This is a genomic window from Bifidobacterium choerinum (assembly GCF_000741135.1).
Lineage (GTDB): Bacteria > Actinomycetota > Actinomycetes > Actinomycetales > Bifidobacteriaceae > Bifidobacterium > Bifidobacterium choerinum.
In genome coordinates this window covers 168,868-177,964 of the sequence record NZ_JGYU01000005.1, presented here as the reverse complement: position 1 = coordinate 177,964, position 9,097 = coordinate 168,868, and the positions used below count along the sequence as shown (strand labels likewise).

14 protein-coding genes are annotated in these 9,097 nt (G+C 57.2%); 11 read left to right on the top strand and 3 right to left on the bottom strand.

The window, feature by feature from the left end:
* Positions 1-867: 867 nt before the first annotated feature.
* Entirely contained in the window at positions 868-2,094 is a 1,227-nt protein-coding gene (locus tag BCHO_RS05060; RefSeq protein ID WP_162174556.1) for a tyrosine-type recombinase/integrase, read from the top strand.
* Positions 2,095-2,406: 312 nt separating this feature from the next.
* Entirely contained in the window at positions 2,407-2,925 is a 519-nt protein-coding gene (locus BCHO_RS05055) for a hypothetical protein (RefSeq protein WP_156097594.1), read from the top strand.
* A gap of 421 nt (positions 2,926-3,346) precedes the next feature.
* Here the strand turns inward: BCHO_RS05055 and BCHO_RS05050 are convergent, their stop codons facing one another.
* The 3 genes from BCHO_RS05050 to BCHO_RS05040 are packed head-to-tail and all read right to left on the bottom strand — an operon-like array spanning position 3,347 to position 4,570.
* A complete protein-coding gene (locus BCHO_RS05050; RefSeq protein WP_156097593.1) occupies positions 3,347-3,745 on the bottom strand; it encodes a hypothetical protein in 399 nt (132 codons plus the stop codon).
* Positions 3,724-4,134: an ImmA/IrrE family metallo-endopeptidase gene (locus tag BCHO_RS05045; RefSeq protein ID WP_156097592.1), complete on the bottom strand. Its 411-nt coding sequence runs from the start codon at positions 4,132-4,134 to the stop codon at positions 3,724-3,726. The genes BCHO_RS05050 and BCHO_RS05045 overlap by 22 nt, the downstream gene beginning before the upstream one ends.
* 55 nt (positions 4,135-4,189) lie before the next feature.
* The gene (locus BCHO_RS05040; RefSeq protein ID WP_156097591.1) at positions 4,190-4,570 is read right to left on the bottom strand and encodes a hypothetical protein; all 381 of its coding nucleotides are present in this window, start codon (positions 4,568-4,570) and stop codon (positions 4,190-4,192) included.
* 133 nt (positions 4,571-4,703) lie between these two features.
* Between BCHO_RS05040 and BCHO_RS05035 the strand changes: the two genes are divergently transcribed.
* From BCHO_RS05035 to BCHO_RS05005, 9 genes are all read left to right on the top strand, one after another.
* On the top strand, positions 4,704-4,976 hold the full coding sequence (locus tag BCHO_RS05035) for a helix-turn-helix domain-containing protein (protein ID WP_051911620.1): 273 nt from the start codon (positions 4,704-4,706) through the stop codon (positions 4,974-4,976).
* 58 nt (positions 4,977-5,034) lie between these two features.
* A complete protein-coding gene (locus BCHO_RS05030) occupies positions 5,035-5,886 on the top strand; it encodes a hypothetical protein (protein ID WP_156097590.1) in 852 nt (283 codons plus the stop codon).
* 16 nt (positions 5,887-5,902) lie between these two features.
* Positions 5,903-6,715: a BRO family protein gene (locus BCHO_RS05025; protein ID WP_051911618.1), complete on the top strand. Its 813-nt coding sequence runs from the start codon at positions 5,903-5,905 to the stop codon at positions 6,713-6,715.
* On the top strand, positions 6,708-7,040 hold the full coding sequence (locus tag BCHO_RS05020; protein WP_034256263.1) for a hypothetical protein: 333 nt from the start codon (positions 6,708-6,710) through the stop codon (positions 7,038-7,040). Before BCHO_RS05025 ends, BCHO_RS05020 begins: the two co-directional genes overlap by 8 nt.
* Entirely contained in the window at positions 7,033-7,302 is a 270-nt protein-coding gene (locus BCHO_RS05015) for a hypothetical protein (RefSeq protein ID WP_034256261.1), read from the top strand. The genes BCHO_RS05020 and BCHO_RS05015 overlap by 8 nt, the downstream gene beginning before the upstream one ends.
* Positions 7,302-7,550 carry a hypothetical protein gene (locus tag BCHO_RS05010; protein WP_034256260.1) on the top strand — a complete coding sequence of 83 codons (249 nt, stop codon included), beginning with the start codon at positions 7,302-7,304 and terminating at the stop codon, positions 7,548-7,550. Before BCHO_RS05015 ends, BCHO_RS05010 begins: the two co-directional genes overlap by 1 nt.
* A 151-nt stretch (positions 7,551-7,701) precedes the next feature.
* A complete protein-coding gene (locus tag BCHO_RS09680) occupies positions 7,702-7,836 on the top strand; it encodes a hypothetical protein (protein ID WP_272944783.1) in 135 nt (44 codons plus the stop codon).
* Between the two features lie 79 nt (positions 7,837-7,915).
* Positions 7,916-8,122: a hypothetical protein gene (locus tag BCHO_RS09255; protein ID WP_156097589.1), complete on the top strand. Its 207-nt coding sequence runs from the start codon at positions 7,916-7,918 to the stop codon at positions 8,120-8,122.
* 196 nt (positions 8,123-8,318) lie between these two features.
* Positions 8,319-8,861 carry a hypothetical protein gene (locus BCHO_RS05005; protein WP_156097588.1) on the top strand — a complete coding sequence of 181 codons (543 nt, stop codon included), beginning with the start codon at positions 8,319-8,321 and terminating at the stop codon, positions 8,859-8,861.
* The last annotated feature ends 236 nt before the right edge of the window (positions 8,862-9,097 follow it).

The window sequence follows — 9,097 nt, the reverse complement described above, 5'->3', positions numbered from 1 at the left end:
AGCTCCCGTCGCCATCGAAGCGGGTGCGGCGAAATGGGTGACGATCCTGCTGTCGTCGCTGGCCGGCGCGATTCCGACCGTGGCAGCGGCGTTCGGTGTCGCATACAATCCGAACCGCAAGTTGTGATATACTTGTCGTACTGTCTCGCCGAGCAATCGGTGAGTGGGTTGAAATATCTACTATTTTGGATACCACAATTAAACAGCACGGTTGCGTTTCCCTACGCTTGTTGGGATGATTCGTTAAATCGAATCGCGCGACAGTGTTCCCCGCATCACAGCGGGGATGACCCCCTAGATTGTTTGATGCAATCGTGTTCCCCGCATCACAGCGGGGTGGGTTTCAGAGGGCGGAGCCGAGGCGCCGCTCTCAACTAACGGGGCTGGCGGCCTGAGTGGCTGCCGGCCCCGTTTTTTCGTATCCAGACGGTGTGTTGTGCTTGTCTTGGCGGTTATCCGGTCGCGTGAACGGTGTTGATCTGTCCGATGCGTGTTTTCGTTAAACATTCATTAACTCTTCACGTCGTATGCGAGCGGTGCTAGAACCGGATGATTCTCGTGAATGTTGCAATCATTGGGTTTTAGCCGTGTTCTTACGTGTCGGACGACCGTCTTGATTGGATAACACCATCGTATCGTGTTTGACGGCGGAAACCGTGTGGGCGCATGGGCGTGGCCGTGCAAAACATTGGTATTACGCCGTTTTGGGTATCATGTGCATAGCAGGTGGGTGCCATGTGGTGCCCTTCTGCATTCATTAAACATTCATTAAACGTTCGAGGGAGGCTGGACATGCCAAGGAAAAGGGCCACCGGGGCGGCGCGCCCGTACCCGTATCGGCAGAAGCGCCGCATGAAGGACGGGACGGTGAAGATCGTGGAACGGTGGAAGGTCGAACTGTCGTTGGGCGGCGGCAGGACGAAGCAGATCACCGCAAGCACGTTCCGTGAGTGCGAACGCAAACTGAAGGAGGCGCGCGCACGGCTGAACCTGACCGGAAGCGCCGACGCGCCGGATGCGCGGCCTGTGCGGCATTACACGGCGTTGTTCCTCTCGGACGCCCAGCGTCGCGTCGCACCGAAGACGTACGACATATACCAGACGGCGGCGCGGCGCATCGACGATGCGATAGGGGACATGCCGGCGAATCTGGTGAAGGCGAGCACGGTGCGCGAGTTGGAGGATTCGTATGCGTCCACGCCCGGCTCGCAGGGCTTCCTCCACACGGCGCTCAAACAGGTGCTCGACCTCGTGGTCGAGGACGGCCTGTTGCAGGTCAACCCGTCCAGGGCGATAACTCGCGGCAGGCGGCAAACCTCGCTGATCGAGTCGAAACGCAAGGCGTTCTCGGTTCCTGAGCTGAAGATGATGCTCATGCAGGCGTCGGCCCTTCCGTTGGACACGGCGGCCCGCCTGTGGTTCCGTATCTTCACGGGCACGCGGCGTGGTGAGATCGTGGGCGCCACGGTCGATGACCTGCATTTGGACGGGACGACGCCTTGGTATGCGGTGCGGTGGTCGCTTGCCGAGGTGTCGCGTCGGCATGGGTGTGGCAGGCGTGGGCGTGCCGGTTGGCCGTGCGGGCACCGGTATGCGTCCGCGTGCCCCGAAGCTGAATGGATACTGCCTGATGGTATGCGGTTGCGGCATGTGGTGGGCAGGTTCTGGTTGAAGCCGCCGAAGAGCGGCAAGGAGCGTACGGTGCCGTTGGTGCCCATGTTGGCTCAGGTGCTGCGCTCGTATCTCGACTATACGGCTTCGTGGCCGAATCCGTACGGCCTGTTGTTCCGTCATGAGGATGGTTCGCCGATAACCCCCGACGAGGATACGGCGGATTTCAAACGGCTGCTCGTGTCGTGCGGCATGGATCCGGAGGAACGCACCGGCCATGAGACCCGTTACAGTGCGGTCACGTTGCTGCGTCGTGCCGGGGTGGATACGAAGACGGTGCTGGAGATCGTGGGCCATACGACGATGGCCGTGGATGACATCTACAGGACGGTGGACATGGAGGAGAAGGCCGAGGCGATGAACGAACTGGGTGAATCGTTGCAACTTCCCAAGGGACTGCTGCCCGGAGCGGATGGGGAATAGTCGTGTACACAACTGGGGTAGGTGAGTGGCGGCTTTCTTCGCGGCTTGCCGCACTGTATATACTGTTCTAACTGTATATACTGTATATTGTGACTTGCAGAACACCTTGTAAAATGTTTGCAGTACACTATGTGAGTGCATTGCACGACACGCCAAATAGTGTTATGCAGTACAAGGTTGTGTTAGGATGTAGCCATAAAAGAAGTCCCCTGACCGCCATGATTGAACCCAAGCGATCAGGGGAGAGGACAGCAACCGCCATCCATTTCAATGATAACAAACGAGATGGAAGGCAGAAAGCGAATGACCAAGATGGGACGCAACAACGCAGCTTCTGTCGCCGCACTGGGAGCCAAAGGCAAGTTCCTTCGTGAATCCACCAGCAAGAAGACCGGCAGGAAAATCCCCACTCCGAACGCCGCCGAGCAGCTTGTGCTGATGCTCATGGCGAACGAAGCATACGACTGGCCGCTGACCGCGCAGATGAAGAAGCACCATGTACCGGCGCGCGTCTACGAGCGAGGACTGCTGCCGCTCGCCGACGCCCTTGGCTACGGCGCAGACCTCTCCGACGAGGAGAAGAAGACCCTCCCGCCCGGAGAAGCGCTCACCCTCATGCGCAACAGGCGCGAACGAGGCCGGCAGGTCATCTCCCGGCACATATCGGCGCTCAAGAAGAAAGGCTTCGTACTCGAAGTGCGCCCGCCACGATGGTCAAGCAGCAAGAACACCAACGCCGCCTATCTGCTGATGATCGGCGACGAAGAGGAAAACGAGCAGGTGCTCGCATGGTGGAAGCAATGCGAGGCCGAAGGCTGGAACCAGCGATAAGGCGGGGCTGGATAACCGTCGCCAACCGCGCTCATAGCGACACTTATCCGATTATCTGTCGCTATGGGATTCGTTAGCGACATTTAGGCCATTCGGGACATGAAAAGACCCCGCCTGGTTCGCTCTCCCGAAGAGATCGCGCGCGGGGTGGGAGGGGGCAGCCACATGCTCCGTGGGCATGTAGGCTTCACCGACCACTGCCGGTTTATACCCCTTACCCGCCGAGTACGCCTATAGGGGTGCGCAACCCGGGAGGCCACTACTGTATAATCAGAATCGTTGGAAACCATCAACGCCCTAGGCACACTACGATGGGACTGCTATAACAGTTGAGCGCCGCCAACCCAATCAAACGGGTTGAGCGGCGCTCACTGCGTTTTCGCCTGACATAGGGGCAAACCCACATCACGAGACGGTCATACTACTGTTTTTCGACGCGAAGATGCGTCTCTGCGGTGTCGTAGTTGCGGATGACCGTCCATGACCAGGAATACCCGTCCACGTCCATGCCTCCCTGCAACGCCTTGCCGCCATGCGCCTCCGAATAGGATTTCCCACGTTGCTCATCCTTCTCCAACTGCTCATAGGCGGCGTCCGGCATGTGGTTCGTGACGCATTGGACCTCGTTGTAGTCCGATCCGACCGACGTACCGTAGATGTACGTGAGTTTCTTGCCTCGTTCAGACTGGACACCGCAGTCCGTCTCGATCTCCTTGAGCACGTCAGCCTTCGGCTGCGAACCGCACGCCGCACCGGCGAACACGAGCGCACCGGATAAGACAAGAGCGGCCGCCGTTCTCAGGATGTTGCTTCTAGCCATGATAGTCTCCTCTCTCTTTTGGCTAGTGTTGGAATGACATATTTTTGATAATCGGTGATGATGTCAGGGCAGATGCCTAGTTCGTGGGCCATGAGCCACACGTCGCCTTCGTACATGGTTTCGGCTTGACGGTAGGCATCCGGTCGTATGAGCGTTTCGGCCGTCAGACGACGTGCTTCGCATTCCCGCTTGCCACCGTATGGCGGCCGTGAATCATCGTCATACACCCAATGGGCGAGTTCGTGCACGAGCGTGCACTTCTTATCGTCGAGGATCATGTCGCGGTCGATGGTGATCGCCTCTAGATCGGCGTCGTAACATCCCATGAGGCGCCCACCTAGTTGCGCGGACTGCACGACGAGCGACGGCGCCAACGAGTACAGAGCCATGCGCATCCGACCGTACGTCCCCTCCTGAACGGCCCGGTCGAACGCGCGACGCCGGTCACGCACCCCAGTCATCCTCACTTCGCTTATCCCCTTCCATTGCAGCCAACCCGTATTCGGCAGCACGCTGCGCACGCTCAAGCGCGAGCTTCGCACGATCCTCTGCGGACATTTCGGACTGCATCTGTGCGTCGGCTTTCTTGGCCGCCTCGTACATGAGTTCAGCTGGGTCAATGCTGATTGCCTCGCAAATGCGGTATATGTCGTTTGTGTTGAATGGAGATGCCCCGCGCGTTCTTTTGTAGAAGTAGTCCATCGACATCTCAGCCGCTGTGAACACGCTCTTCTGTGACATGCCAGACGCATGGATCGCTTCGACGACGCATTCGACGACCGCTTTGCTAAACGGATCATTTGCCTGTGCTGCTACTCGTCCCATGCCGTGATATTAACTCAAATACGTAGCACGACACGCCGAAAACATTTTATTTTTCAACGCTTCACTCCGTATATGCGTAGTGCAAGTACGCTCTCGACTTGACAAACACTACGTAATTACGTAGTCTGTAAGCATGGACAGACAAACCGACCCCACAAGCAGGGGAATCGCCGATGCGGTGCGCGCCGAAGCGGCAAGAGCGCACATGGACATCAACAATCTGGCCTCGGTCATCGGCCGTTCCCAGTCATATACGTACGAACGCTTAGCAGGGCGAAAAGCGTTCAACACAGAAGACCTCAGCAAGATCGCAACGGCGCTTCACATGCCACTCACCATGCTGTTCGACAGCTACATGCTAGGAGAACGGATACGAGCACACGAAGAACACACCGAAGCCGCCTGAAAAAGAAAAAGGCCGGCGCTGTCACACCGGCCAAATCCACAGAATTGAGGTAATTCAAATGAACTCTACCAATCATAATACAGCTAACGATAACTATCGGCAAGTACCAACAACATTCGTGCGTACCATCACACCGGGCGACGCCAAGCGACTGCTGGAGAACAACACTCGCAACCGCAACATCAACGAAAGGCTTGTCAGTGCTATGGCACGAGATATGGCGAACGGCAGTTGGGTGTTCAATGGTGAGAGCATCAAGATCAGCGACACTGGTCGCCTCCTCGATGGGCAACATCGTCTCAGTGCTTGTGTTCGGGCAGATATCCCGTTTGAGACCGTTGTAATCGAAGGGCTACCGGAATCAGCTATAGATACTGTTGATGCCGGTCGTAAGCGCACAGCTGGTGATGTGCTGAAAATGCATGGCTACAACAACAACAACAATCTGGCTGCGGCAGCTAAGACGATACTTGACTACGAAGATCATGGGCTCAGGCCAGCCATTGCCAACTCGTCAGCCTATTCCAACAGTGAGATTCTTGCGTTCATCGACAAGAATCCTGAAGTTACCGACATCTGCAAAAGGGCAACGCAGTTTAATTCCGTTACAGGCGGGTTGATGACACCATCAACAGCCGCACTGGTTTACTACATGTTCACGCGAGTAGACCGAGCTGATGCCGACAGGTTCTTCGATCTCCTCCAAACAGGTGCGGGACTTGACGAATTGAACCCAATTCTCAAATTACGTAACTATCTGATTGCCATCCGTACCGTACATGCCGGGCGACGCATTACGAACTTCAAGGTAACTGTACTTGCAATGAAGTGCTGGAACAAATGGCGTACCGGGCAGTCGGTAGTGAATCTCCGTTTCAGGGAGAACGAACAGATTCCGGAACTTATCTAGTCGAAGCGAGAACACCATGAACAACACCAAGATCACCCCATTCAATTTCCACGGCAACGCCGTGCGCGTGCTTATCGACGAGGACGGGGAACCGTGGTTCGTCGGCAAGGACGTCGCCGAAGTCCTCGGCTACGCCAACCCGCAGAAGGCGATTCGTGACCATGTAGATGATGAAGATCGGACGGTGAACGAATCGTTCACCGTCAACGGGACGCAGGGAACTCTTATCAATGAGTCCGGTATCTACTCGCTCGTGCTATCCAGCAAGCTCCCTTCCGCCCGTGAGTTCAAGCGTTGGGTCACGAGCGAGGTGCTTCCGAGCATCCGCAAGCATGGCGCGTATATGACGGAGCAGACCGTTGAGCAGATTTTATCCGATCCGGACACGCTGATTCGTCTTGCGACTGACCTCAAGCATGAGCGAGAGGCCCGCAAGCAGGCAGAACAGCAGGTCATGGAGCTTGAACCAAAGGCTCAAGCGTTGGACGCATTCGTTTCCGTCGAGGGTAGTCGCAGTATCAGCGAGACAGCGAAAATCCTTACGAACAACGGCGTGACCATCACTGGAACCCAGCTTCGCCGGTGGATGGCTGACAACGGTTGGATTTTCCGCAGCGAGGGCCATTGGGTCGCCTACGCGAAGGCGGTCGATAACGGATGGCTGATGATGCGTGAATACGAGGCTTCAGGCACTCGTTCCAACGGGGAGCGGTTCGCGTTCGCGCCGCAGGTGCGTGTCACGCGCAAGGGTATGGAAGCGCTGCACAGGAAGCTGTTCACCTTTGAAGACTCGCTTTTCGAGCAAGAGGAGGGGACCTGGGATGACTGAGTTCAGGACAGCTGCCGAGTTGGTGCCGCGTGATGTTTCGAGGCGAACCGGCAATTATGCCCGCATGTGGGCAATGGAGGAGGATTTCATCCGTGACCTTGCCGCCAATGAGGGCAAGTATGCGCGTTATCCGAAGTCGTTCGCCTCGTACGAATCCGCTGACATGTTCGCCCGTACCGTGACGAACCGTAGGCGTCATTCGTTCAGGCCGGAAGTGTGTGGCTTCCCCGGAAGTTTCAAGACCATCATCACCAAGGATGGCGACGAGTACCACGTATGGGTCGCCTACGAAACGAACACAGGAGAGGAGGCTTCTGATGCTTGATCAGAAGAACGTATCCGCTTATGCGGATGACCGTAATGGTTTTGGGCCGCGTCGTGTGCGCTACGGCGTGGTGAATGTGTTGGCTGCGATTGTGGCGGTTGGCACGCTCGGGCTGATGGTGTTTGGGCCGGGTGCGTGCGCGAGGCCGGCACGCTACTTGTTCGGGTGGCTTGTGCTGCTGACAAGCACGCTTATCGCGGTGGCGCCGTTGATGGACATGCTACCCGACGAATACTTCGATGACGAAGAAGAGGAGGAATGATGGGTGACCCATTGTATTTCGTCGATCATGACGGCGACCCGTATGTTTCCGTGGCGTCCTTGCTGCGGTTCCTTGGCCGCAAGATTGAAGCGTTGGACGTGACGTTGAAATCCATGGCGGAGAACAATGCGATCGATGGCGTGAGCTTACTTACAGGCATGCGGCTTGAGGTGGCGGGTATCCGCGCTCAGATTGATGACATGGTCACGCTTCGCGACGATCGTATCGAACAGCTTGTGGATGACTGATGGTGTCGAAGCGTAATCGTGAGCGGATTCTCAAGTGGGTTGCGGATGACGTGCCTATCAGATGAATCGCGAAGAACACGGGACTGACCGTTGCTGAGGTCGAGGTGATTGTCGCCCAGGAGGAGCAGCGGCAGGCAAAGGAGTGGCGGTCATGATGACGTGGATTGAGGCCGACCGGCTTGTGTGGCCGCATTACCTACGCATCGAACCGGAAGACGATTACGGCTGGCGTCTGATCGCAGTGTTCAAACCCCGTCAAGGACAAGACGGTAAAACCCTCGCATAACTGAATAGGGGACGGTCGTGTCCGAGTTCTCAACGCACCGTCCCCACCCCTCATTCTTTACTGGAAAGGAAGCATCGACTTGGCAAAGGAACACTACGAACGGTTGGACATCCTGTCTTTGACCGAAGCGTCCGACGTGTTCGGCATCTCGGTGAAGGCGTTCCGCTACAACTTCAGCCACATCATCCACTCGTTGCAGAAAACGAAGCAGGGCACCGGATGGGTGCGCTACGGCGACCTGTACGACGCTTTGGGTGACATGCCGATTCTTCCCCCGAATGAATAAGCCTCGTCCGTCATGGCCGTCGCAGGTTTGCCCCATGCACAACACCACCCGCAGGGGGTGTCGAACGCTGGAGCCGGTTCGATTCCGGTGCGGTCAGCTAAGCGGGGTGGGCGTCAACGCCACGCGAACCCGGTTCTCGAGGATTGGCCGGGCTGACGCGAACGATGCGTTTGCAGCTAACGATCGTCGTCCTTCCATGACGGTCAGCCTTCCTGGACTCCTGTGGGGGATACGCCGCCGCAGCGTCCACACCCGCACCAGACGCACACACACCAACAACACAGAAAGGAAACACGATCATGAAGACGCGTATCACGTCCATCGAGCAGCTGCGCAAGGCGCTCAACGCGGAGGTGGCGGAATGAGCGGGAAGAAGAAGCCGATGCCGCAGGATGCGTTGGTTCCCGACGAGCTGACGCCCGACATGACGCTGATGCTGATGAAGCCGGCGGCGGATTTGTACAAGGCGTGCGCCGCATACCTGATGAAGGTGCGCACGCTCATGGAAACCCGTGACAAGGATTCATGGCGTGAGAAATGGCCGGATTCGGAAATGAGCGAATGCGTCGAGGTCGTGTACGACACGGCCGACATGGCGCAGCGCATGTTGAAGACCGCGCAGGCGATCAACACGATGCTCACCACCCCGTTGAACAGCCATCATGCTGTCCTGTTGGACGAGCTGCGCAACAGTCTTGAACCCGACGACGTGGACATGGACACGGGCGAACTCCAGTGAAAGACAGTAACGAACGCCCGTTGCCCAGTGGTGTGCCGGTGGAGGACACGTTTACAATCAGCGAGTTCCTCCACTCGGTGCACCACCCCAAGGCGGACATGACGCGCGCGACGATCCGGTTCGGACAGTACGCGTTCAACCAATACCGCAAACAGTATGGGCGACCACCGTACACGCGGCGCATCAACGGCAACGGGCCCGTCAAAGTCTACCTAGACCCAATCGATTACATCTTC